Here is a 22,396-nt window from a genome sequence, read left to right on the forward strand (position 1 = left end):
GGGGCTTCAAGCCGAGGTGTCCCGAAGGGCGACCGCTCGATAGCAAGGTGCTGGAGGATCCGTGGACCTGTCCCTGTCGACCCGTACCGTCGGCGATCGTACGGTCGTCGAGGTCGGTGGCGAAATCGACGTATATACCGCGCCCAAGTTGCGCGAACAGCTGGTCGAGCTGGTGAACGACGGGAGTTTCCATCTCGTCGTCGACATGGAGGGTGTCGACTTCCTCGACTCCACCGGGCTCGGCGTGCTGGTCGGCGGCCTGAAGCGAGTGCGTGCCCATGAGGGCTCGCTGCGCCTGGTCTGCAACCAGGAGCGCATTCTGAAGATCTTCCGCATCACCGGCCTCACCAAGGTGTTCCCGATCCACACCTCGGTCGAGGAAGCGGTGGCGGCCACCGACTGACGACCGATTCCGGGGCGGTCTCGGCTCCGGGACGGAAGTAGTTCAGGAAGGGGGACCGGGCGTTCGGCGGCCCGGCCCTCCGGACAGCACGCCCGTAGTTCCGAGGGGGATGCATGGCCACCGTTGAACTCCGCTTCAGCGCGCTGCCGGAGCACGTCAGGACCGCACGACTGGTCGCGGCGGCAGTGGCGCGCAGGGCCGGAGTGGACGAGGCCGTCCTGGACGAGGTGCGCCTCGCGGTCGGCGAGGCGTGCAGCCGTGCCGTCGGACTGCATCAGCTCGGCGGGGTCACCGCCCCGGTGAAGGTGGTGCTGCACGAGGAGGAGAAGCAGTTCTCCATCGAGGTCGGCGACGAGGCGCCGCGCTCCGCTCCGGGCGACCGGGCGCCGGGCGCCGCGGGCGACGACGTGGAGGCCGAGGAGGACGAGATGGGCCTCGCGGTCATCAGCGGCCTCGTCGACGACGTGGAGGTCACCGCCGGCGAGCACGGCGGGCTGATCCGTATGACCTGGCCGACGACCCCGGCCGAGGCCGGGCTTTCCTGACTCAAAACGCGCGGTCGTCACCCGAAGGGCCCTACCCCGGTAGGGCCCTTCGGCATTTCGTGAATTCCTTCACGATCAATCGACTGATAATTCGATCAAGTTCCTACCGGGGCCGATCCGGGCGTCAATGCCTTTGACGCATTACCACTTTCGGGTCCCGTGGTCGGGGGTCGATCATTTGCTGAAGAGCATGTGAAGGCCAATTCCGTTTACCGCGCACTGTTTTGATCAGGTTCCGGTACCTACAATCCGTCCACATCTTGAGCTCAGCCCAAGCGTCAAGGAGGACGAATGGCGGGGCTTTCTACCCCTCATCAGTTGGATCACCCCACAACCTTCGCAGCCGCAGTCCTGACCGACGGCAACCGTGCCCTGGTGATGGTCATCGGTGTCGTCGCGCTGGCGGCGCTGGTCGTCGCCGGCGTGCTGGTACGCCAGGTGCTCGCGGCGGGCGAGGGCACCGACAGCATGAAGAAGATCGCGGCGGCGGTCCAGGAAGGCGCCAACGCCTATCTGGCCCGGCAACTGCGCACCCTCGGCGTATTCGCCGTGGTCGTGTTCTTCCTGCTCATGCTGCTGCCCGCGGACGACTGGAATCAGCGCATCGGCCGATCATTGTTCTTCTTGATCGGCGCCGCGTTCTCGGCGGCCACCGGCTATATCGGCATGTGGCTCGCCGTACGCAGCAATGTGCGCGTCGCCGCCGCGGCCAGGGAAGCGACCCCGGCGGAAGGTGAGCCCGAAAAGGATCTCACCGCCGTCTCGCACAAAGCCATGAAGATCGCTTTCCGCACGGGCGGCGTCGTCGGCATGTTCACGGTGGGGCTCGGTCTGCTGGGCGCCTCCTGTGTGGTGCTGGTGTACGCGGCCGACGCGCCGAAGGTGCTGGAGGGCTTCGGCCTGGGTGCCGCCCTCATCGCCATGTTCATGAGGGTCGGCGGCGGCATCTTCACCAAGGCCGCCGACGTCGGCGCCGACCTGGTCGGCAAGGTCGAGCAAGGCATTCCGGAGGACGACCCGCGCAATGCCGCGACCATCGCCGACAATGTGGGCGACAACGTCGGCGACTGCGCGGGCATGGCGGCCGACCTCTTCGAGTCGTACGCGGTGACCCTGGTCGCCGCGCTCATCCTCGGCAAGGCGGCCTTCGGTGACGCCGGACTCGCCTTCCCGTTGCTGGTGCCCGCGATCGGCGTGATCACGGCGATGATCGGCATCTTCGCCGTGGCCCCGCGCCGCAGCGACCGCAGCGGCATGGCGGCGATCAACCGCGGCTTCTTCATCTCCGCGGTGATCTCGCTGGTCCTGGTGGCCATCGCGGTCTTCGTCTACCTGCCGTCGACCTACGCCGACCTCGACGGGATCACCGACGCGGCGATCCAGGGCAAGAGCGGCGACCCGCGGATCCTGGCGCTCGTCGCCGTGGCGATCGGCATCCTGCTCGCCGCGGTGATCCAGGTGCTGACCGGCTACTTCACCGAGACCAACCGGCGCCCGGTCAAGGACATCGGCAAGTCCTCCCTGACCGGACCCGCCACGGTCGTCCTCGCCGGTATCTCCATCGGTCTGGAATCGGCCGTCTACACCGCCCTGCTGATCGGCCTCGGCGTCTACGGCGCCTTCCTGCTCGGCGGTACGTCGATCATGCTGGCGCTGTTCGCCGTGGCGCTGGCCGGCACCGGCCTGCTCACCACGGTCGGTGTGATCGTCGCGATGGACACCTTCGGGCCGGTCTCCGACAACGCCCAGGGCATCGCCGAGATGTCCGGGGACGTCGAGGGCGCGGGCGCCCAGGTGCTCACCAACCTGGACGCGGTCGGCAACACCACCAAGGCCATCACCAAGGGCATCGCCATCGCCACGGCCGTCCTCGCGGCCTCGGCGCTCTTCGGCTCGTACCGCGACGCCATCACCACCGGCGCGCGGGACGTGGGCGAGAAGCTGTCGGGCGAGGACGCCCCGCTGAGTCTGATGATGGACATCTCGCAGCCCAACAACCTCGTCGGCCTGATCGCCGGCGCGGCGGTCGTCTTCCTCTTCTCCGGACTGGCCATCAACGCCGTGTCGCGTTCGGCCGGTTCGGTGGTCTACGAGGTGCGGCGGCAGTTCCGCGAGAAGCCCGGGATCATGGACTACAGCGAGACGCCGGAGTACGGCAAGGTCGTCGACATCTGTACGAGGGACGCGCTCAGGGAACTGGCGACGCCCGGTCTGCTCGCGGTGATGGCGCCCATCTTCATCGGGTTCACGCTCGGCGTGGGCGCCCTCGGCTCCTTCCTGGCCGGCTCGATCGGCGCGGGCACGCTGATGGCGGTGTTCCTCGCCAACTCCGGCGGCGCCTGGGACAACGCCAAGAAACTCGTCGAGGACGGCCACCACGGCGGCAAGGGCAGCGAGGCCCATGCCGCCACGGTGATCGGCGACACCGTCGGTGACCCCTTCAAGGACACCGCCGGTCCCGCGATCAACCCGCTGCTGAAGGTCATGAACCTGGTGGCACTGCTGATCGCGCCCGCGGTGATCGATTTCTCGTACGGCGACGACAAGAACATCGGTGCCCGCGTGCTGATCGCGGTGCTGGCGTTCCTGGTGATCGCCGGTGCCGTGTACATCTCCAAGCGGCGCGGGATCGCGATGGGTGACGACGGCAACGCCGAGCGGACGGCCAAGTCGCCCGATCCGGCGGTGGTTTCGTAGGCCTCGTCACGAGGTTCCGGCTCAACGAGCGGGCGGACGGCGCGAATTGACGCGTCGCCCGCCCGCTTCGCGTGGGCGCGCGCTCCTGTCGTGAGCCTTCTCTCCCATGGTGCGAATCGCAGCAAAAGCATTCATCTCGGACATCCGGTATGCGGTCGTACGCCATCCGGCGTGTATCTTCCGGGGCCGAGAGCCATGGAAGGGACCAATCCGGTGAACAAGAAGCTCGTGGCCGCACTGTCCGGCGGTGCGGTACTGGTACTGGCGCTGTCGGGATGCAGCAGCGACGACGGCAACGACAAGCTGGATGCCTGGGCCAAGCAGGTCTGCGACGCCGTACAGCCGCAGGCCAAGAAGATCGAGTCGGCGAACGCCGCGATCCAGAAGGAGACCTCCGACAACGCCACGCCGGAGGAGGTCCAGAAGACCGACTCGCAGGCCTTCCAGGACATGTCCGACGCCTACAAGGCGATCGGCACGGCCGTGGACAAGGCGGGGGCGCCGGACGTCGAGAACGGCGCGAAGAAGCAGCAGGACGCGGTCAAGGAGCTGAACGGCATCTCCGCGTCCTACGCCGACCTGAAGAAGCAGGTCGACAAGCTCGACACCAAGGACCAGGGCAAGTTCGCCGAGGGCCTGAAGGACATCGCCACCGAGCTGAACAAGCTGAGCACCAGCGGCAGCAACGCGCTCAAGACGCTGGAGGAGGGCGAGGTCGGCCAGGCCATGGCGGAGCAGTCCAGCTGCAAGTCGGCCACCGGCACGCCGTCGGCCGCGGCCGGCTGACCCGAGCGGCCGCGTGGGGGCGGCGGCGCGGGTCACAATGGGGGGCGTGAGTACCTCCAGGCTGCCCGCTCTGCCCGCCTCCGACCGCCTCGATGCCGCCGCCCGGCTGCGGGACGCCCTGCTCGGGGCCTCCTTCACCGCCGACGGGCTGCTCGAACTGCTCGGTGCGCCCGCGTACGCCGCGCTCGCCCGCAGCGAGACCGTGCCCGCGCTCCGGGCGACCCGCGGGGACACACCGCTGGAGACCCTCGTACGGCTGTTCCTGTTGCAGCAGCCCGTCGCGCACGCGCGCGTGGCGGACGTGCTGCCCGTCCACGACTGCCTGGAGACCGGGTGGCTGGTGCGGGCCGGCGATGACGAGCTCGCCGCCGCCGTGGACGTACGGCCGTACGGCGGACCCGGCGGCGAGGACTGGTTCATCGTCTCCGACCTGGGGTGCGCGGTCGGCGGCGCCGGAGGCATCGGCAGCAACGACGAAGGGGTCGTGCTCGGCGTCGGCGGCGCCTCCACGACCCTCGCGGGCATCACCGTCCGCACGCCCGTCTCCGCCGCCCTCGATCTCGGCACCGGCTCCGGGATCCAGGCCCTGCACGCCGCGCAGCACGCCACGCGCGTGACGGCGACCGATCTCAACCCGCGTGCCCTGCACATCACCGCGCTGACCCTTGCGCTCTCCGGCGCCCCGGCCGCGGACCTGCGCGGGGGCTCGCTGTTCGAGCCGGTCCGGGAGGGGGAGACGTACGACCTGATCGTCTCCAACCCGCCCTTCGTGATCTCGCCGGGCGCCCGGCTGACGTACCGCGACGGCGGGATGGGCGGGGACGATCTGTGCCGCTCGCTCGTTCAGGGAGCGGGAGAGCTGCTGAACGAGGGCGGGTTCGCGCAGTTCCTCGCCAACTGGCAGCACGTTGCGGGGGAGGACTGGCAGGACAGGCTCAGGTCGTGGGTGCCGCGCGGGTGCGACGCGTGGATCGTCCAGCGCGAGGTGCAGGACGTCACGCAGTACGCCGAGCTGTGGCTGCGGGACGCCGGGGACCACCGCGGCGACCCCGCCGAGTACCAGGCGCGCTACGACGCCTGGCTGGACGAGTTCGAGGCGCGCAAGGTCAAGGCCGTCGGCTTCGGCTGGATCACCCTGTGCAGGACGGGCTCCGCCGTGCCCTCGGTCACCGTGGAGGAGTGGCCGCACCCGGTCGAGCAGCCGCTCGGCGAGACGGTGCGCGCGCACTTCGCCCGCCTCGACTATCTGCGTGCGCACGATGACGCGGCCCTGCTGGAGGGGCACTTCCGGCTCGCCGCCGAGATCGTGCAGGAACAGGTCGGGCTGCCCGGTGCCGAGGACCCCGAGCACGTGGTGCTGCGCCAGAACCGCGGGATGCGCCGGGCCACCAAGGTGGACACCGTTGGCGCCGGTTTCGCGGGCGTCTGCGACGGATCGCTCAGCGCGGGCCGGATCCTGGACGCCATCGCTCAATTGGTGGGCGAGGATCCGGTATTGCTCCGCGACCGCACACCCGCGCAGATCCGGGTGCTGGTGGAACAGGGGTTCCTGGATCCGGCGTGATCGCAAACCGGTGAGGTGCCATTGGGCCGCCGGCGCTTCCGGCACCCGGTGAAATGGGCCGTGAGAAGAGCACGGGCGACGAGATCAAGATCTCCGGAAACAAAGATGACCGGAAAGGCACCCGCGCCGCCCTCGTTCACCGCTCGGCCGGGAGCGGGCCGGGAGGGCCTCGGGAGGCGCTCCAGGGGCCCTGGGAAGCGCACAGCCGCGTCGGCCGCGCGTTCACCCGGGGTTCGCCTCGCCGCCGCCCGCGCGTGACAGTCTCGCGGGACCGAGGCGTGCGCGGAGCGGAGCAAAGGGGCACCAGGGCCATGGAGAGCGGACCGGCGATCTTCGCGGGAGTGGTGTTCGCCCTGTTCGGAGCCGGGCTCCTGGCGTGGACGGTGACCCGGGTACGGCACCGGGAGCCGGTCGCCCACGGTGTGAACCCCGTCGCATCGGCGACCCTCGCGAGCCTCGCCGCCATGATCACGCTCGCCGTCGCCGTGTGGTGCTTCACCCGCCTGTGAGAACCGCGCCGGAGCTGGGATTCCGATAATTGGGAGGCGCCCCTCCGGAAAGGCTCGAAAAGGCCGCTGAGCACTCCGGGCGGCAGGAATGGCGGTAGTCGGGTTACCGTTCGAGTGGCCGTTGCGGGCTTTTCCCGTTTGACACGGGGGCGGGATGTACCGTCACACTCCGCAGCGTCACCACCACCCGACCCCGGGAGCAAGGCCTGGGGAGGCCACCCAGTGTCGACCGGAGAGAAGAGCGAAGTTGTCCCCGACCAGCGAGACCGCGAAGGGCGGCCGCCGACTCGTCATCGTCGAGTCGCCTGCCAAGGCAAAGACGATCAAGGGCTATCTCGGCCCCGGATACGTTGTCGAGGCGAGCGTCGGGCACATTCGCGACCTCCCCAACGGCGCCGCGGAGGTGCCGGAGAAGTACACCGGTGAGGTCCGCCGCCTCGGTGTGGACGTAGAACATGACTTCGAGCCGATCTATGTGGTCAACGCTGACAAGCGGGCGCAGGTCAAGAAGCTCAAGGACCTGCTGAAGGAGTCGGACGAGCTCTATCTCGCCACCGATGAGGACCGCGAGGGCGAGGCCATCGCCTGGCACCTCCAGGAGGTGCTCAAGCCCAAGGTCCCGGTCAAGCGGATGGTCTTCCACGAGATCACCAAGGCCGCGATCCAGGCCGCCGTCGCCAACCCGCGTCAGCTCAACCAGAAGCTGGTCGACGCCCAGGAGACCCGCCGGATCCTCGACCGCCTCTATGGCTACGAGGTCTCGCCGGTGCTGTGGAAGAAGGTCATGCCGCGACTGTCGGCGGGCCGGGTCCAGTCGGTCGCGACGCGCCTTGTGGTGGAGCGGGAACGCGACCGCATCGCGTTTCGTTCGGCTGAGTACTGGGACCTGACGGGCACCTTCTCGACCGGCCGCGCGGGGGACTCGTCGGACCCGTCGTCGCTGGTCGCCCGCCTTCAGACCGTCGACGGCAGGCGGGTCGCGCAGGGCCGCGACTTCGACTCCCTGGGACAGCTCAAGAGCGCGAACACCCTCCACCTCGACGAGGCGAACGCCCGCGCGCTGGCCGCCGCCCTGGAGCAGACGCGGTTCGCCGTCCGCTCGGTGGAGTCCAAGCCGTACCGCCGCTCGCCGTACGCCCCCTTCCGTACGACGACCCTCCAGCAGGAGGCCAGCCGCAAGCTCGGCTTCGGCGCGAAGGCGACCATGCAGGTGGCGCAGAAGCTGTACGAGAACGGCTTCATCACCTATATGCGTACGGACTCCACGACGCTCAGCGACACCGCTGTCGCCGCGGCCCGCGCGCAGGTGACCCAGCTGTACGGCGCCGACTACCTGCCGTCCGCCCCGCGCACCTACGCCGGGAAGGTCAAGAACGCGCAGGAGGCGCACGAGGCGATCCGCCCGTCGGGTGATCGTTTCCGCACGCCCGCCGAGACCGGCCTGACCGGTGACCAGTTCAAGCTCTACGAGCTGATCTGGAAGCGCACCGTCGCCTCCCAGATGAAGGACGCGACCGGCAACAGCGTGACCGTGAAGATCGCCGGCACCGCCGCCGACGGCCGGGACGTCGAGTTCAGCGCCTCCGGCAAGACGATCACCTTCCACGGCTTCCTGAAGGCCTACGTCGAGGGCGCCGACGACCCGAACGCCGAGCTGGACGACCGCGAGCGCCGGCTTCCCCAGGTCGGCGAGGGCGACGCGCTCAGCGCCGAGGAGATCACGGTCGACGGGCACGCCACCAAGCCCCCGGCCCGCTACACCGAGGCCAGCCTGGTCAAGGAGCTCGAAGAGCGCGAGATCGGCCGCCCGTCGACGTACGCCTCGATCATCGGCACCATCCTCGACCGCGGCTATGTCTTCAAGAAGGGCACGGCCCTCGTGCCGTCCTTCCTGTCCTTCGCCGTGGTCAACCTCCTGGAGAAGCACTTCGGGCGGCTCGTCGACTACGACTTCACCGCCAAGATGGAGGACGACCTCGACCGCATCGCCCGCGGTGAGGCGCAGTCCGTGCCGTGGCTGAAGCGGTTCTACTTCGGCGAGGGTGAGGGCGCCGGCATCGGCGGCGCGGCCGAGGCCGGAAACGGCGACGGCGACCACCTCGGCGGCCTCAAGGAGCTGGTGACCGACCTGGGCGCGATCGACGCGCGCGAGGTGTCCTCGTTCCCGGTGGGCAACGACATCGTGCTGCGGGTCGGGCGCTACGGCCCGTACATCGAGCGCGGTGAGAAGGACTCCGAGAACCACCAGCGCGCGGACATCCCGACCGACCTGGCGCCCGACGAGCTCTCCGTGGAGCTGGCCGAGGAACTGCTCGCCAAGCCGAGCGGCGACTTCGAGCTGGGCGCCGACCCGGTCAGCGGCAACCAGATCGTCGCCAAGGACGGCCGCTACGGCCCGTACGTCACCGAGATCCTGCCCGAGGGCACCCCGAAGACCGGCAAGAACGCCGTGAAGCCGCGGACGGCCTCGCTGTTCAAGTCGATGTCGCTGGACACGGTGACGCTCGACGACGCCCTGAAGCTGATGTCGCTCCCGCGCGTGGTCGGCGCCGACGCCGAGGGCCAGGAGATCACCGCCCAGAACGGCCGTTACGGCCCGTATCTGAAGAAGGGCACGGACTCGCGGTCGCTCCAGACCGAGGACCAGCTCTTCACGATCACCCTCGAAGAGGCACTGGAGATCTACTCCCAGCCCAAGCAGCGTGGCCGGGCCGCCGCCAAGCCGCCGCTGAAGGAGCTGGGCACCGACCCGGTCAGCGAGAAGCCGGTCGTGGTCAAGGACGGCCGCTTCGGTCCGTACGTCACCGACGGGGAGACCAACGCGACCCTGCGCTCCGGCGACAGCGTCGAGGACATCACCCCGGAGCGCGGCTACGAGCTGCTCGCCGAGAAGCGCGCCAAGGGGCCCGCCAAGAAGACGGCGAAGAAGGCCACGACGAAGAAGGCCGCCGCCAAGAAGGCTCCGGCCAAGAAGGCGACCGCCGCGAAGAAGACCGCGGCGAAGAAGACGACGGCCACGGCCAAGAAGACGGCAGCGAAGAAGGCGACGGCCACCAAGCCGGCCGCGGAGGACTGACGGGGCCCGCGCCCCCCGGCTTCGCGAAACGAACGCCCCGGCATCACTCTTTGGTGTCGGGGCGGCCGTACGTTCGGGCGTACCCGGCGGGCTGTCGGTACCTGCCGATAGGCTGAAAGCATGACGCGTGCCGAGCAGCCAACGGCCCCCCATCCGGCCCCCGACGAAGCACTCGCGGCGGACTCCCGCGAACGCGCGGTCCGTGCGCTGCTGCGCCGACCGCAGCTCAGGCGGCTGTGGAGCGCACAGCTCGTCGGCGGCGTCGGCGATGTCCTCGCCCTCCTCGTCCTGGTCCTCCTGGCGCTCCAGGCGGCGATCGCCGACGGCTCCTTCGGCGGCGGGTACCGGGGTGTGGCGTTCGCAGTGGCGACCGTCTTCGGGGCGCGCATCCTCGCGACCCTGCTCTTCGGCGCCGTCCTGCTCGGCCCGCTCACCTCGCTGACCTCCAAGGAGGGCCCGCTCGACCGGCGCTGGACCATGGTCGGCGCGGACGGACTGCGCGCCGCGCTGCTCATCGTCGCGCCGCTGTGGATCGACTGGACGCCGGAGAACGCCCTCGCGCTTCTCCTCGTGACCGTCTTCGTGACCGGGGTCGCCGAGCGCTTCTGGACCGTCTGCCGGGAGAGCGCGGCGCCCGCCCTGCTGCCCGCCCCGCCCCTGGAGGGCGCGACGGTACGGCCGCTGCCGGACCACATGGACGCGCTGCGGCGCCTGTCGCTGCGCACCGGCTTCGTGGCGATCCCGCTCGGCGCCGCCGCGCTCGTCACCGCGGCCCTGTTCAACAACCTGCTGGGCACCGGCATCGACTGGTTCGGCGAGCACCAGGCGGCGCTCGCGTCCTACGTCGCGGCCGGGCTCTTCGCCGCGTCGCTGTCCGTGGTGACCTTCCTGGAGCTGCCCGACACGCGCACCCCGCGCGCGCGTTCCCCGCTGGAGGGGCTGCGCCGCCCGAAGACGGGCACCGGCGTCGACAAGGGCCGTACCGGCGCGATCCCGCTGCTGGTGCCGGCCTGCGCGGCCGTCGCGGGCGCGGTGTCGGCCTCGGTCGCCGTTTCGGTGCTGCACGCCAAGGACCTGGGCGGCGGCCCGGTGCTCTACGGCCTGCTGGTGCTCGCGCTGACCGGCGGAGTCGGCGTCGGCATCCGTACGGCGCCCAAGGTGCTGGTGTCGCTGTCCCGGCGCCGCCTGCTGGCGCTGGCCATCGCGCTCACCGGCATCGCGCTGCTGGTCGCCGGGCTCGTCCCGGACGTCACCACCGTGCTGCTGGTCCTCGTGCTGGCGGGCGTCGCCGCGGGCGTGGCCGCCAACACCGGCCACACCCTGCTGGACCAGGAGACCGAGGACTTCCGGCGCCCGCGCACCACCGAGCATCTGCACGCGGTCGTCCGCGTGTCCGTGGCGCTCGGCGCGGTCGTCGCGCCCGTGGTGGCCGCGGCGATCGGCCCGCACCGGCTGGAGAACGGCCGGTTCGTGTTCGCGCACGGCGGTGCCGCGTTCACGCTGATGCTGGTCGGCGCGCTGCTGCTGCCGGTGGCCGCCCTGGTGCTGGCCAAGGTCGACGACCGTTCCGGGGTGCCCCTGCGGCACGATCTGCGCGACGCGCTGCTCGGCGGCGACGACCCCGAGCAGGCGCCCGCCGCGACCGGCTTCTTCGTCGCCCTGGAGGGCGGCGACGGCGCCGGCAAGTCGACCCAGGCCGCGGCGCTTGCGGAGTGGATCCGGGCCAAGGGCCACGAGGTCGTGGTGACGCGCGAGCCGGGCGCGACGCCGGTCGGCAAGCGGCTGCGCTCGATCCTGCTGGACGTCTCCAGCGCCGGTCTGTCGCACCGCGCGGAGGCGCTGCTGTACGCGGCCGACCGCGCGGAGCACGTGGACACGGTGGTGCGGCCCGCGCTGGAGCGCGGCGCGGTGGTCATCTCCGACCGCTACATCGACTCCTCGGTCGCCTACCAGGGCGCGGGCCGTGACCTCTCGCCCACCGAGATCGCCCGTATCAACCGCTGGGCGACGAACGGCCTGGTGCCGCATCTGACGGTGCTGCTGGACGTCGACCCGGAGACCGCGCGCGAGCGGTTCACCGAGGCGCCGGACCGGCTGGAGTCGGAGCCGGCCGAGTTCCACGCGCGCGTGCGCTCCGGCTTCCTCACGCTGGCCGCGTCCGACCCCGGCCGCTACCTCGTGGTGGACGCGGGCCAGGAGCCCGAGTCCGTCACGACCGTCATCCGGCACCGGCTCGACCAGGCCCTGCCCCTGTCCGAGCAGGAGATCCGGGAGCAGGAGGAGGCGCGGCGCAAGGCCGAGGCGGAGGCCCGTAGGAAGGCCGAGGAGGAGGCCGCCCGCAAGGCCGAGGAGGAGCGGCAGGAGCGCGAGCGCCAGGAGCAGCTCGCCCGGCTGCGCGCCGAGGAGGAGGAGCGCAAGCGCCGCGAGCTGGAGGAGGCGCAGCGCCGCGAGGCCGAACGGCAGGCGGAGGAAGCCCGGCAGCGCGCCGAGGAGGCGGCCCGCCGTGCCGAGGAGGAGCGCCAGCGGCTCCTCGCCGAGGAGAAGGCCCGCGCGGAGGAGGAGGCCCGGCACCGCGCGGAGGAGGAACGCCGCCGCAAGCAGGCCGAGGAGGAGGCCCGGCTGCGTGCCGAGGCCGAGGAGCGGCGCCTGGAGAAGCAGCGCAAGGCGGAGGAGGCGCTGATGCGGGCCGAGGAGGCGCGCCGCCTGGCCGAGCGTGCCGCCACGGCGGCGGAGGCGGGCCCGAAGCCGACGCGTCCGGCGGCACCGGACAGGACCCCCGACGCGGTGACGGTGCCGACGCCGGTGGTGGATCCGGCGGACGCCGCCCGCAGGCGGGGGGACGAGACGGCCGTGCTGCGCAGGGTGGAGGACGGACCCGGGGAGGAATCCGGGGCCGGTCCGGACACCTCCGGTTCATCGCGTACGTCCCGTACCTCGGACTCCGATGTGACGGCCGAGCTGCCGCAGCCGCCGGCTCCTTCGGGGGCGGCGGACGAGACGACGGTGCTGCCTCCGGTGCGAGCGGCGGACGAGACGGCCGTGTTGCCGCAGGTGGAGCCGCGAGAGGCGGACGAGACCGCGGTACTGCCTCCCGTACGGGACGACGCTCCCGCGGACCGTGTGCCGCCGGGGATCTTCCGCGACGAGCGGCAGCCGGAGCGGGCGGACGACCGTACGCGCGAGCTGCCCCAGGTCGATCCGCAGTCCGCCGAACCGGAGGCCCGCCGACGCCGGCGCCCCCGCTCGGACTGGGCCGAGGAGACCCCTCTCGACGACCTGCCGTCCCTGGCGGACGAACTGCTGGGACCTCGGGAGGACGAGTACGACGACGAGCGTGGGCAGGGGCAGGGGCGGGGGAGGCGCTGAGCGCGGACCTCGCTGGGGCGGGGGCGCCTGAGTGTGGTCCTCGCCGGGGCATGGGCGCTGAGCGCGGACCGCTTCCCCGGAGGCGTGCGCGGGCACGCCGCCCTCGTTGTCAGTGCCGCCCCTCACAATGGAGGGCGTATCGCGGCACGTGGACGGAAGGGCGGCGGGTGTCATGACCGTGTGGGATGACCTGGTGGGGCAGGAGAAGGTGAGCGCGCAGCTCACCGCCGCTGCCCGGGACGCCGACGCCTTGGTCACCGCGGCCGCCACCGACGCCCCGCCCCCCGAGGCGTCGAAGATGACCCACGCCTGGCTGTTCACGGGCCCGCCCGGCTCCGGTCGCACCCAGACGGCCCGCGCCTTCGCCGCCGCCCTCCAGTGCGTCAGCCCCGACCGCGCCCTCGGCGGCGCCCCCGGCTGCGGCTTCTGCGACGGCTGCCACACGGCCCTGGTGGGCACCCATGCCGACGTCACCACCGTGGCCGCCGTAGGCACCCAGATCCTCGCCGACGACATGCGGGACACCGTCCGCAAGTCGTTCACCTCACCCGCCAACGGCCGCTGGCAGGTCATCCTCGTCGAGGACGCCGAGCGCCTGAACGAGAAGTCGGCCAACGCCGTGCTGAAGGCGGTGGAGGAACCGGCCCCGCGCACCGTCTGGCTCCTGTGCGCCCCCTCCATCGAGGACGTCCTGCCCACGATCCGCTCCCGCTGCCGTCACCTGAACCTGCGCACGCCCGCGGTCGACGCGGTCGCCGACATGCTCGTCCGCCGGGAAGGCATCGAACCCGCGGTCGCCGCGGCGGCGGCCCGCGCCACCCAGGGTCACGTCGACCGGGCCCGGCGACTGGCCACCGACCCGGCCGCCCGTGAGCGCAGAGCCGCCGTACTGAAGCTGCCGTTGCGGATCGAGGACATCGGCGGCTGCCTCAGGGCCGCGCAGGAACTCGTCGACGCGGCGGCCGAGGACGCCAAGCAGCTCGCCGAGGAGCGGGACGGCAAGGAGACCGAGGAGCTGAAGGCGGCACTCGGCGCCGCCCAGGGCGGCCGGCTCCCGCGTGGCACGGCGGGCGTGATGAAGGACCTGGAGGACAAGCAGAAGCGCCGCCGCACCCGGACGCAGCGCGACAGCCTCGACCTCGCCCTGACCGACCTCACCGCCTTCTACCGTGACGTCCTCGCCCTTCAGCTCGGCTCCCGCGTGGCCATCGCCAACGCTGACGCCGAGGAGACCCTGGACCGTCTGGCCCGGGACGGCTCACCCGAGTCCACCCTCCGCCGTATCGAGGCCATTGCCGCCTGCCGGGACGCCCTGGACCGCAATGTGGCGCCACTGCTGGCGGTGGAGGCGATGACGATGGCCCTGAGAGCGGGCTGACGAACCGCCCTCCCGATCCACGATCAACGAAAGGTTGACCAGGTAACCCGTACGAGCCGCACCCTGCACGGAGGGCATCCGGGCGGCTGCACAGAGTTACGCTCGCTTGATGCACATCAGGCGCCCCCACCCGACCCTCGTCAGCCGGTCGTCCCGCCGTCCGCACGCCCGCCCCCACCCCCACGGAGCCCGCGCGGCGGGAGTTCTCCTCGCCGTGGCCGCGCTGGTGGTCTCCGCGTGCTCCACGGGCGGATCGACCACCTCCGCGAGCCCGGCGGCCGCGCCCGCACTCGCCGCGCTGCCGCAGGCGACGCCGGACACGCTCGCGGCGTACTACGGGCAGAAGCTGGCCTGGCGCAGCTGCGGAGTCCCCGGCTTCCAGTGCGCCACGCTGAAGGCTCCGCTCGACTACACGAAACCGGAGGAGGGTGACGTCCGGCTGGCCGTGGCCCGCAAGAAGGCCACCGGGCCGGGTGAGCGGCTCGGATCGCTGCTGGTCAACCCGGGCGGGCCGGGCGGCTCGGCGGTCGGCTACCTCCAGGCGTACGCCGGTATCGGCTACCCGGCCGAGGTTCGCGCCCGCTATGACATGGTCGCCGTCGACCCGCGGGGCGTCGCCCGCAGCGAACCCGTCGAATGCCTGGACGGGCCGGACATGGACACGTACACCCAGACCGACCTCACACCCGACGACGGGGCCGAGCAGTCGGCGCTGGTGGACTCGTACAAGAAGTTCGCGGAGGGCTGCGGGGCGCACTCGCCGGAGCTGCTGCGCCATGTGTCCACCGTCGAGGCGGCGCGGGACATGGACCTCCTGCGCGCGGTGCTGGGGGACGAGCGGCTGAACTACGTGGGGGCGTCCTACGGCACCTTCCTCGGGGCGACGTATGCCGGACTGTTCCCCCAGCGGGCAGGCCGCCTGGTGCTGGACGGCGCCATGGACCCCTCGCTGCCCGCCCGCCGGCTGAACCTCGACCAGACGGCGGGGTTCGAGACGGCGTTCAAGGCGTTCGCCCGGGACTGCGTCCAGCAGCCGGACTGCCCGCTGGGCACGAAGGCGGACAAGGTGGGCGACAACCTGAAGTCCTACTTCGAGAAGCTCGACGCTCAGCCGATCCCGACGGGCGACGCGGACGGCCGCAAGCTCGGCGAGTCCCTCGCCACGATCGGCGTGATCGCGGCGATGTACGACGAGGCGGCCTGGGCGCAACTGCGCGAGGCGCTGACCTCGGCGATGAAGGAGGACGACGGCGCCGGACTGCTGGTCCTGGCGGACAGTTACTACGAGCGGGACGCGGACGGGCGCTACTCGAACCTGATGTTCGCCAACGCCGCCGTGAACTGCCTGGACCTGCCCGCCGCCTTCGACACCCCCGAAGAGGTGCGGGACGCCCTGCCCGCCTTCGAGAAGGCGTCCCCCGTCTTCGGCGAGGGCCTCGCCTGGGCGTCCCTGAACTGCGCGTACTGGCCGGTGGCCGCCACCGGTGGGCCGCACCGCATCGAGGCGGCGGGCGCGGCCCCGATCGTCGTGGTCGGCACCACCCGCGACCCGGCGACCCCGTACCGCTGGGCCCGCGCCCTGTCCGCCCAGCTCTCCTCGGCCCGCCTGCTCACCTACGAGGGCGACGGTCACACCGCCTACGGCCGCGGCAGCGACTGCATCGACCGCACGATCAACGCCTACCTCCTCCGAGGCACCCCTCCCACGGACCGAAAGCGCTGCTCATAGCCCCTGCGGCACCCCTGCCCCCGGCCCCGGAACGACCCCCTCCGGGCCGGGTGCGGAGCACCCTCGGAAACTGTGTAGACTTACCGACGTTGCTGATCGCACCATAGTGCGGACAGCGCGCCGCCTTAGCTCAGATGGCCAGAGCAACGCACTCGTAATGCGTAGGTCTCGGGTTCGAATCCCGAAGGCGGCTCTTTTCAAGCCCAGCTCAGACACTGTCTGAGCTGGGCTTTTGCGTTCAGCGGATGCGGCGACGGCGCTGCGCGCGTGCCGCGCGGCGGTCCGTGGTCTCATTCCTGGTCTCAGTTGAGGGTTCCGGGCGAGGCATGAACGCGTCTCCCATGCGGCGCATGGCGTCCTTCGAGAGGTGCGATCTGCCCTTCACGTACCGACGCGTCTGACTGATCTGGGTGTGCCGGAGGATCTCCATGATGGTCGGCATGTCCACCCCGAGTTCGTTCAGGATCGTGCCTGCGGTGTGCCGGCTCCCGTCGTACAGGCGCCGGTCGTCGATACCGGCTTCTTCCAACAACTCCTTGAACTCCTCCCAGTCCTGGCGAGGATCGAGGGGACGACCGTCCGGGCGGGTGAAGACCAACTTGTGCTCCCCCCACGCGTCCCCTGCTTCGGTGCGCGCCTGATCCTGCTGCGCCTTGTGCTCGCGCAGGTAGGGGATGAATGGCGGCGGGATGGGCACGGCGTTGCGGCTCTTCTTGGTCTTGGGACGGGTGAAGACCAGGCCACCGCCCTTGCGGTCGGGGCAGGCGCGGGCGTGACTCGTGCAGCCCTCCGGGCACGGCTTGGGGCAGCCGCGCTTGTAACTCTTGTGGGTGGTGCACTCCGGCGGGCAAGGCTCGAGCCGGTGGAACTTCGCGCCGCATGCATGGGGGTCCTTGCAGCCGTGCCGCCATGTCAGGCGCTGAAGCTGCCACTCGGGGCGGAACAGCTCGTTGTCGAAGTCGACGTAAGGCCACCTCAGGCCCAAGGTCTCACCCTGTCGGAAGCCCATACCGACCCCGATGCACCACCGCATGAAGGTGGGACGTTTGGCAGCGGCTTGCAGGAACGCCTTGGCCTCTTCGGTGGTGAACGGGTTTGCCTCAGTCTCGTCGACCGTGGGCGGGTCAACGAGGGTGGCTACGTTCTCGACGATCAGTCGACGGCGGTGGGCGATCTTCAGGGCACGCGAAAGGATGCGGTGCACCTTGAGCACATGCGACGGCGCGTGTCCCTCGTCGAGCATGACGCGGTACATCCGCTCCAAGTGCTCCGGCTGAAGCTTGTCGAGACGGTGTTTGCCGATGCCAGGGATGATGTCGTTCCTGGTCTTGGACCAGTAATCGTCCAGGGAGCGCGGCTTGAGTTTCAGTGAGGCGATGTCCGTGAGGTAGGTGGTCATCCACTGCTCTACGGTCGGTTTGCGGCCAGCCTTGGGGGCGCGGCCTTTGTCGCGCAGGTCTTCCAACTCACGGACCTTGCGCTTTACTTCGGATTCCGTGCGGGCGCGCCGGTGGCGCCGGTCCGGACTCCCGTCGTCCTTGACGCCCATGGTCACGCGGCCGTGCCACCAGCCGTCATTGCCCTCGTAGATGGACGACTCCATGTTCGGGTTGCGGGGGCTCATGTACTCCTCCATGCAAGAGGCGGCCCCGGACGTCCGGGGCCGCCTCAGGCGTGCGCTGGTCAGTTGGGGAATGGTTCGAGGTCGTTCACGTATGCCTCTAGGTCGCATCGGCGGATGCGGCGGGAGCGGCCTCGCTTGACGTACTTCAGGGCGCCTTCGGCCATCAGCTCGTAGACGGTGGAGCGACCGCAGCGGAGGACCGTGGCGGCCTCTTTCGGCGTGTAGAGCAATTGATCGGCGGGCGCGAGAGGCGTACTCATTGGGGCGTATCTCCTCGGAGGGCTCTCGGGGTGCTCTCAGAAGTCCGCTACATCCGCTACGCCGCTACATCGCAGGTCAGCGGGTGCGTTTGTGTAGCGGACGCGCGCGGTGTAGCGGCTACGGCGCTACGCGGGGGTGTGGCCGTAGCCGCTACATCGGGTGGTTGCCGCTACAGGAAATGGGGCTTTGACCTGGGGTGTAGCGGATGTAGCGGCTGTAGCGGACCTACGGGGACGGGGGCGGGCAGTAGCGGGCCCATGCGTCTTCGAGGTCTTCGCTGTAGTAGCCCTTGAGGACCCCTCCGGCCGTGCGGATGTTCCGCGAGGCGACGGGGGTTCCGTCGGCGGTGACGTACTGGGCGAGCATCTTCGACAGGCGCCGGTTGTCGAGGGCCTTGCCGTCGAGGTCGGCCCACGGGGCGTCGTCGAGGGCGTTGAGCCGGTCGAGTACGGCGATGGTGGGCAGGCGGTCGACGCCCACCATGACGTGGTCGCGCAGGTCGGTCAGCAGGCGGATGCCGATGCTGCCCTTGTCGTTGGCCTGCGATGCCTTGACCAGTTCGGTGCAGGCGGTGCGGGCTCGGCGGGGCCAGTCGCCTCCGACCGCGTCGGCGACGGCGAGCAGGGGTTCCCATACGTCGGCGGGGCGGTCGGTGACGCCGTCGGGCATGTCGGGCCAGGCGCCCATGACGAAGCCGCGGGCGGCTTCGGCCCACGCGGCGAGGCGGTCGCGCAGGGCGAAGCCTTCCTTCTCGTGGATGCGCGAGCGGTAGGGCTCGGCTTTCTCGTTCCGGGCGCGCCGGCGCATGCGGATGATGACCGAGCGGGTCAGGATCGTGTCGGGCAGCGAGCCGAGTCCGGCGACCGCGACGGCGGTGTAGGAGGGGAATGCCTGCACGGTCTGGTTGGCGCCGTCACCGACGCACCGGTACATGACCTTGCCGCGGCGGTGGCCTGCGTTGATGAACCCTCGGAGCTGCTCGTTCTCCCCGGCCTTGGGGCCGAAGATGGTGTCAATCTCGTCGAAGAGGATCGTGGGCCGTTTGCCGTCGACTCCGGAGACCGCACGGAACAGGGCGGCGGCGGACGCGTCGACCGCGGCCATGGGGTTCGGCACGAGGGTCTCTACGATCTCCAGCGCCCGCGACTTCCCGGACCCCGGTTCGGGGCTGAGGAAGGCGAGGCGGGGGGTGGACTCGAAGCAGTCCAGCAGGTGGGCGTGCGCGTCCCACAGCGTCACGGCAACGTAGGCGGCTTCGGTGGGGAAGACGTTGAAGCGCCGGTGGAAGGCTTCGACGTCGTTGAGGAGCGCGGCGCCGTCGATGGCGGGCGGGGCGGGGGTCTGGTCGCTCATGCGGCCCGTCCTTCCTGAGGGTTGCGCAACGGGCAGGCGGCGCGGTGCGCGCCGTGATCGGAAGCGAGGGCGAGCACGCGGCGGATGCCGACTGCCGACCGGTCGCGTCCGCACGCACACCACGACGTGGCGGTGGGGACCGTGCCGCGGCCGGGCGCGCTGATGTGCAGCCACGCGATGGGACGGCGCCCGTCGTCACCGTGCGGGTCAGTGCCAAAGGCAGTTCGGACGCCTTCGGCGACGCCCTTCGGGGCGCCCACGGCCGGTGCGGGCAAGGCGAGTTCGGCGGCCTGCGCTCCGCTCGGAGGGGGTTGGCCTTCCAAGGGGGAGCGGGCGGGGGCGTTCATGCCGTCTCCCGGGGCCGGGCCTTGCGGATGGAGCTGTCCAGGGCACTGCGGATCGTGGCGCGGCACTCGGCAGCGGTGAGTCCCCGCCCCTCCCCCGCCCCTTGGAAGGCGGCTTCCACCACGCCCCGGGGGATGTCGCCCCACGCGACGAAGCGCCCCACCTTGAAGGCGCACCGGTTGAGCGTAGTGTTGCGCCGCTTGTCCGGCGCCGCGGACACCACGGCGCACTCGGCCTCCAGCGCGGACAGAGCCGCGCGGCTGCCGCTCACCTCAGGAAGCCTCAACGGCCCCGCACGGCGCGCCGGGGCGGGCTTCAGGATGGGGTGCAGCCATGCGGGCAGCGCCGCCACCGAGCCGCCCACGGTTTCGTACGCTCCGGCGTCGGTCGTGCTGCCAGCGGCGATGACGTAGCCGCCCCACGCGCGGGTGTCGACCAACTCACCGATGGTGCCTGCGCTGTTGGACAGCCGGACGCCGGACGGGGCGGTGAAGTACAGGTGGGTTCCGCCGCTCGCGGTCCGCACTCGGTAGGTGTCGGGGACGGGGTGTCCGGCGCGCTCGCAGAGCGCCTCAAAGGTCGCCGCGCCGTCAGGCGCGTCCGAACGGTCCTTGTCCTTGGGCACGTCGAGGTCGACGACTACCAGCCCGGACGGGCCGGTGGCGATGCCGATGTTGAACGGGGCCCGTGTCCAGGCGGCGCGGATGCGGTCGGGGTCGGTGGTGGCGCGCTGTTCCCACTTCACGTGCCCGCCGGCGCACTGGCCGGTGCGGGGGCAAGAGGCTTCGCCGTGCAGGGCAGGCCGCTTCGTGCCGGGACGCAGGGGGAAAACGTGCCAGCCGCGAGCGGCGGCATCCAGGGCCGCGGACAGGGGATCTCGCGGGATGGTGCAGGCATGGGTCATGCTGGGGGTTCTCCTGCTCTCTTGGAGGGACGGGAGGACCGGGGCGGACGCAGGCTTTGGAGAGACGGCGCCCGCCCCGGTCACAGCTACTGGTCCTTGATCCATCGGGCGTACTGCTGCCGCACGTAGCCGCGCGGGTCACAACTGCCGTGAATGTCATCCAGGTCCATCAGCCGGTGGGCGGCCTTGACAGCGAGGTCGGCCGCGTCGCTACTGACGCTGGCGCCTTCATTGCTGAGCGCAACGCGGTCCAGCAGTGCGGCCTTGCGGAGCCAGAACTCCCGGTCCACGCCCTCGTAGATCGGCCCGTCAGCCGCCGTGCGAGCCGTCCATCCGATCTCGCTGATGATGCTCGGGGCGAGCGCGTATGCCTCTTCCGGTGTGGGCCACGGCTCCGGCTCCGGGTGGTGGTCGGCGGTGACGTACAAGCGGGCGCGCTTGCCGTCTCGGGTGGGGTACTGACGTGCCGGGCCGGTGTCGAACACTGCGGCCAGGGCGTGGCTAACGCGGTCGGCGTCGGCCGGGTCGCAGATGATGCGGATCTCGAACATGGCTTCCTTTCGTCAGGCTGCGTCGAGGAAGGGCTGTTGCCAGGGCGGGAGGCTGTCCAGGACGCGGGTACGCCAGCGCAGGGCGTAGTCGATGCAGTTGGCGCAGTTCTTGTGGGTGTGGCCGGGCAACGGGGGCCTGCGACGGGCGTGATAGCTCCATGCCGCGGAATCAGCCGATGCGAGCAGGTGGCCGACGCGTTCCAGTCCGAGGGTCTTGAAGCCAAAGCCGTGCAGCTTCAGACCGCGAGAGGCCATCGCGGTGACGATCGCCGCTCCCTCGCGGGTGGACTGCAAGCGGCAGACCGAGCCGAGTCCCACCGTGGGTTCGCGGGTGAGGTCGACTCCGGCGCGCTCGTACAGCTCTACGCATCGCTCGTAGTCCGCGACCGTGCGGCCTTGCAGTACGGGGGCTATGCGCAACTCGGGGGCGAGGGAGCGCAGTTCGAGGAAGTTGGCGACAGTGCGGCGCTGGTGTTCCTGCACGCTGAGATGGGTGCCAACGAAGACGTTCGGCCCGGCGGTGCCGCCGTGGATGATGAGGTCTTCGCACATCCAGTCCTGCGGGGCGGCCCAGTCGTAGGGGCCGACGCATTCCCAGATGCGGCGCAGGTCGTCGATGTACTGGCGCGGGGTGCGCGTCCATCGGCCGTGGCGCTGGAGCTCCGAGAACCCGCCGGAGTCCACCGCGTACGGACCGCGCGCCGCATCCAGCTTGACCGCGTTGGCGAAGTGCTCGGACTTCAGGAACAGCGGCACGTTGGTCAGCCGGACCCAGTGGCGTTTGTGGGTGGTCAGGTAGAAGCGCAAGCCGATCTCCCTCAGCCGTGGAAGTGGCTGCGCTTGATGACGGCCTTGCGGATGTTGACCGTGCTGCCGCTCCGGCCGCCGTTGATGGCGCGGGTGGGCATGCGCCAGGCGAGGACGGCGAGGGCGATCCACATGGCGGCGCCGGAGGCGAACCCGGCGGCGGCGTTGATGACTTCGCCGATGCCCCATCCGACCCCGGCCGCGAGGGCGCCCCCGCCGATCCCGGCGCCGATGAAGCGCTGAGCGATGGGGTCCAGCAGCGGGAGCGGGGTCAGGTCGCGCGGCTCGGGCACGGCCATGGGCGGTGGGGTGAGGTGTTTGGGCATGGGGACCATGCGTCCGTAGGCGTCGGGCACCCACACCACGGGGCCGCGTCCGGCGGCCAGTTCGACGGCCGCCGGGGCGGGCGCGTACAGGTCCAGCGGCGCGGGGTCGTACGCGGCCGGGGCGGTCGGCGTGTGCGGATGCACGGCGGGAGCGTGCTCGTTCACGGCTGTG

At 70.8% G+C, this 22,396-nt stretch carries 16 protein-coding genes, 1 tRNA gene and 1 pseudogene; 11 read left to right on the forward strand and 7 right to left on the reverse strand.

Annotation, left to right across the window (positions count from 1 at the left end):
- Window positions 1–61 precede the first annotated feature (61 nt).
- The 11 genes from bldG (at window position 62) to STRCI_RS22400 (ending at window position 16,246) form a co-directional block, all read left to right on the forward strand.
- Complete coding sequence (gene bldG / locus STRCI_RS22350) at window positions 62–403, forward strand: anti-sigma factor antagonist BldG (protein ID WP_003975386.1); 342 nt, start codon at window positions 62–64, stop codon at window positions 401–403.
- Window positions 404–516: 113 nt separating this feature from the next.
- The gene (locus tag STRCI_RS22355) at window positions 517–948 is read left to right on the forward strand and encodes an ATP-binding protein (RefSeq protein ID WP_269660732.1); all 432 of its coding nucleotides are present in this window, start codon (window positions 517–519) and stop codon (window positions 946–948) included.
- Window positions 949–1,239: 291 nt separating this feature from the next.
- Window positions 1,240–3,645: a sodium-translocating pyrophosphatase gene (locus tag STRCI_RS22360; protein WP_269660733.1), complete on the forward strand. Its 2,406-nt coding sequence runs from the start codon at window positions 1,240–1,242 to the stop codon at window positions 3,643–3,645.
- 195 nt (window positions 3,646–3,840) lie between these two features.
- Window positions 3,841–4,431 carry a small secreted protein gene (locus STRCI_RS22365; protein WP_269660734.1) on the forward strand — a complete coding sequence of 197 codons (591 nt, stop codon included), beginning with the start codon at window positions 3,841–3,843 and terminating at the stop codon, window positions 4,429–4,431.
- A 37-nt stretch (window positions 4,432–4,468) separates the two neighbouring features.
- The gene (locus STRCI_RS22370; RefSeq protein WP_269660735.1) at window positions 4,469–5,995 is read left to right on the forward strand and encodes a class I SAM-dependent methyltransferase; all 1,527 of its coding nucleotides are present in this window, start codon (window positions 4,469–4,471) and stop codon (window positions 5,993–5,995) included.
- Between the two features lie 311 nt (window positions 5,996–6,306).
- Window positions 6,307–6,504, forward strand: a complete 198-nt coding sequence (locus STRCI_RS22375; protein ID WP_269660736.1) for a hypothetical protein — start codon at window positions 6,307–6,309, stop codon at window positions 6,502–6,504.
- Window positions 6,505–6,751: 247 nt separating this feature from the next.
- Window positions 6,752–9,580, forward strand: coding sequence for a type I DNA topoisomerase (topA, locus tag STRCI_RS22380; RefSeq protein ID WP_269660737.1), 2,829 nt, complete (start codon window positions 6,752–6,754; stop codon window positions 9,578–9,580).
- Window positions 9,581–9,700: 120 nt separating this feature from the next.
- Window positions 9,701–12,946 (forward strand): dTMP kinase, encoded by a 3,246-nt coding sequence (tmk, locus tag STRCI_RS22385; protein ID WP_269660739.1) that lies wholly within the window; start codon window positions 9,701–9,703, stop codon window positions 12,944–12,946.
- Window positions 12,947–13,118: 172 nt separating this feature from the next.
- Window positions 13,119–14,324 (forward strand): DNA polymerase III subunit delta', encoded by a 1,206-nt coding sequence (locus tag STRCI_RS22390; protein ID WP_269660740.1) that lies wholly within the window; start codon window positions 13,119–13,121, stop codon window positions 14,322–14,324.
- Between the two features lie 109 nt (window positions 14,325–14,433).
- Window positions 14,434–16,053, forward strand: coding sequence for an alpha/beta hydrolase (locus tag STRCI_RS22395; RefSeq protein ID WP_269660741.1), 1,620 nt, complete (start codon window positions 14,434–14,436; stop codon window positions 16,051–16,053).
- Window positions 16,054–16,172: 119 nt separating this feature from the next.
- Window positions 16,173–16,246 (forward strand) — tRNA-Thr (locus tag STRCI_RS22400).
- A 45-nt stretch (window positions 16,247–16,291) separates the two neighbouring features.
- On the opposite strand, the gene STRCI_RS22405 is transcribed toward STRCI_RS22400, so the two are convergent.
- The 7 genes and pseudogenes from STRCI_RS22405 to STRCI_RS22435 all read right to left on the reverse strand — a co-directional run bounded on the left by STRCI_RS22405 (window position 16,292) and on the right by STRCI_RS22435 (window position 22,389).
- Complete coding sequence (locus tag STRCI_RS22405; protein WP_269660742.1) at window positions 16,292–17,677, reverse strand: tyrosine-type recombinase/integrase; 1,386 nt, start codon at window positions 17,675–17,677, stop codon at window positions 16,292–16,294.
- A gap of 59 nt (window positions 17,678–17,736) precedes the next feature.
- Window positions 17,737–17,937 (reverse strand): helix-turn-helix domain-containing protein, encoded by a 201-nt coding sequence (locus tag STRCI_RS22410; RefSeq protein ID WP_269660743.1) that lies wholly within the window; start codon window positions 17,935–17,937, stop codon window positions 17,737–17,739.
- Window positions 17,938–18,107: 170 nt separating this feature from the next.
- A pseudogene (locus STRCI_RS22415) lies at window positions 18,108–19,291 on the reverse strand (DUF3631 domain-containing protein).
- Between the two features lie 343 nt (window positions 19,292–19,634).
- Complete coding sequence (locus tag STRCI_RS22420) at window positions 19,635–20,540, reverse strand: bifunctional DNA primase/polymerase (protein ID WP_269660745.1); 906 nt, start codon at window positions 20,538–20,540, stop codon at window positions 19,635–19,637.
- 86 nt (window positions 20,541–20,626) lie between these two features.
- Window positions 20,627–21,091 carry a hypothetical protein gene (locus tag STRCI_RS22425; RefSeq protein ID WP_269660746.1) on the reverse strand — a complete coding sequence of 155 codons (465 nt, stop codon included), beginning with the start codon at window positions 21,089–21,091 and terminating at the stop codon, window positions 20,627–20,629.
- Between the two features lie 12 nt (window positions 21,092–21,103).
- Entirely contained in the window at window positions 21,104–21,898 is a 795-nt protein-coding gene (locus STRCI_RS22430; RefSeq protein ID WP_269660747.1) for a deazapurine DNA modification protein DpdA family protein, read from the reverse strand.
- A gap of 11 nt (window positions 21,899–21,909) precedes the next feature.
- Window positions 21,910–22,389 (reverse strand): hypothetical protein, encoded by a 480-nt coding sequence (locus STRCI_RS22435; protein WP_269660748.1) that lies wholly within the window; start codon window positions 22,387–22,389, stop codon window positions 21,910–21,912.
- Between the last annotated feature and the right edge of the window lie 7 nt (window positions 22,390–22,396).

Origin of the sequence: Streptomyces cinnabarinus, assembly GCF_027270315.1 — a bacterium.
GTDB lineage: Bacteria > Actinomycetota > Actinomycetes > Streptomycetales > Streptomycetaceae > Streptomyces > Streptomyces cinnabarinus.

Coding starts and splice junctions, on each gene's coding strand:
- STRCI_RS22355 (WP_269660732.1), top strand. CDS start 517: ATGGCCACCGTTGAACTCCGCTTCAGCGCGCTGCCGGAGCACGTCAGG.
- STRCI_RS22360 (WP_269660733.1), top strand. CDS start 1,240: ATGGCGGGGCTTTCTACCCCTCATCAGTTGGATCACCCCACAACCTTC.
- STRCI_RS22365 (WP_269660734.1), top strand. CDS start 3,841: ATGGAAGGGACCAATCCGGTGAACAAGAAGCTCGTGGCCGCACTGTCC.
- STRCI_RS22370 (WP_269660735.1), top strand. CDS start 4,469: ATGGGGGGCGTGAGTACCTCCAGGCTGCCCGCTCTGCCCGCCTCCGAC.
- STRCI_RS22375 (WP_269660736.1), top strand. CDS start 6,307: ATGGAGAGCGGACCGGCGATCTTCGCGGGAGTGGTGTTCGCCCTGTTC.
- tmk (WP_269660739.1), top strand. CDS start 9,701: ATGACGCGTGCCGAGCAGCCAACGGCCCCCCATCCGGCCCCCGACGAA.
- STRCI_RS22390 (WP_269660740.1), top strand. CDS start 13,119: ATGACCGTGTGGGATGACCTGGTGGGGCAGGAGAAGGTGAGCGCGCAG.
- STRCI_RS22395 (WP_269660741.1), top strand. CDS start 14,434: ATGCACATCAGGCGCCCCCACCCGACCCTCGTCAGCCGGTCGTCCCGC.
- STRCI_RS22405 (WP_269660742.1), bottom strand. CDS start 17,677: ATGAGCCCCCGCAACCCGAACATGGAGTCGTCCATCTACGAGGGCAAT.
- STRCI_RS22410 (WP_269660743.1), bottom strand. CDS start 17,937: ATGAGTACGCCTCTCGCGCCCGCCGATCAATTGCTCTACACGCCGAAA.
- STRCI_RS22420 (WP_269660745.1), bottom strand. CDS start 20,540: ATGACCCATGCCTGCACCATCCCGCGAGATCCCCTGTCCGCGGCCCTG.
- STRCI_RS22425 (WP_269660746.1), bottom strand. CDS start 21,091: ATGTTCGAGATCCGCATCATCTGCGACCCGGCCGACGCCGACCGCGTT.